Genomic DNA, 1,434 nt, shown 5'->3' on the forward strand with positions numbered 1-1,434 from the left:
CGAAGCTCAGCCCGATAATGGGGGACAGGAACCGCCGTGGTACGGATCCGTTTGCCCGGTGGTGTGAGAGGACGGGGGAGGCGACTCCCCCTCCTGGTATGGATTGACCCGTCAAGGGGTCGGTTGGCTTTACTACATGTGATTGTCCTCAATGCCTACGGCTCAGGAAGCGAGGGGCTATCAGCGACGGTGGATCTCTCTGGTATTCGTGGGTTGGGTACCGACCTGTCATCACTTCGTCGCGGAGCTACCCTGGTCTACAAGCGAGGGTCACTCCGCCCCGGAGGGCGGAGGCCTCATAGGAGGGTCAGGGGGTCTCCCACCGGCCCGACGCTCCCTGAGCCGTAGGCACTGGGACGCGAGGATCATGCGGTAGCCCGGCTGCCATGCGGCTTGCCCATGGCCTCACAGGCAATCGCCCACAGGAAACCAGCCAACTCACGCGCCACCGCGGTGGTGACCTGCTGCTTGGCTTTGCCCGTGGCGGACAGGCGACGGTAACGCCCGCATAAGCGCTTCTGCGCTTCCCAGGCGATCGCCTGCACCGTTGGCGAGGTCTTCTCGGCGCGCTGCTCAATGATTCGTGTCTTGCGGGCCGGGAAGCGGTAGCTCCAGGCGGCTTCCACCAACACCCGTCGCACGTGGCCATTGCCGGTCTTGGTGATACCGCCCTGCCGCCGGCTACCACCGCTCGAGTGCTCGCTGGGCACCAGCCCCAGGTAGGCCATCAGTTGGCGGGGCGAATCGAAGCGCGTGATATCACCGAGCTCCGCCAGCACCGTCATCGCAGTGATCAGACTAACGCCGCGCATCGCCTGAATCGACTCGACCACTGGCGCCAGTGACCAGGTGGGCAAGGCGGCTTCCATCTGCTTCTCCAGACCGGCCACCCGACGCTGGGCCTCCTTCACATGATCTACATACTCTTGCAGCACGATCTGCTGAACCGGGGTGTCGAAGCGAACTGTTTCCTCCAGCCAGCGAAAGTATGCCGGCCCCCATTTGCTCTTGCCGGGATAGATCTTGCTGTGTCGTAACAGAAAGGCGTTGAGTCGCTGTCGAGCGCGGAGTTCGCCCGCCTTCATGTCCTCCCGAGCGCGGGTCAGGTCACGAATCGCCTCTTGTTCCGGCGTGGGCACCCACACTGGGGTCAGCTCACCGGAGCGCGAAAGTCGGGCCAGCATCTGCGCATCTCGCCGATCGGTCTTGATACGGTCCCCGGCACGCTGGGGAATCAGGGTTGGAGCGACAACCTCGCAGTCATGGCCGCTGGCCTGGACCTGGTGATAAATCCCATAACCACAGGGGCCGGCCTCGTAACTGAACAGCAGGGGCTGCCCAGCGAAGCGCTCGCTCAGCTGGCGAACCAGCTTGTCGATGGCCTTGGGTTCGTTGGGAATCTCACCGCGGAACTCGGGCGCCTGGCGCCCGATC

1 protein-coding gene is annotated in these 1,434 nt (G+C 63.9%); it reads right to left on the minus strand.

Going from position 1 to position 1,434, the window contains the following annotated elements:
• Window positions 1-365: 365 nt before the first annotated feature.
• A partial coding sequence (locus BMY49_RS17055) for an IS110 family RNA-guided transposase (protein ID WP_208596234.1) occupies window positions 366-1,434 on the minus strand: 1,069 nt, incomplete at its 5' end.

Source organism: Vreelandella aquamarina, assembly GCF_900110265.1.
GTDB lineage: Bacteria > Pseudomonadota > Gammaproteobacteria > Pseudomonadales > Halomonadaceae > Vreelandella > Vreelandella aquamarina.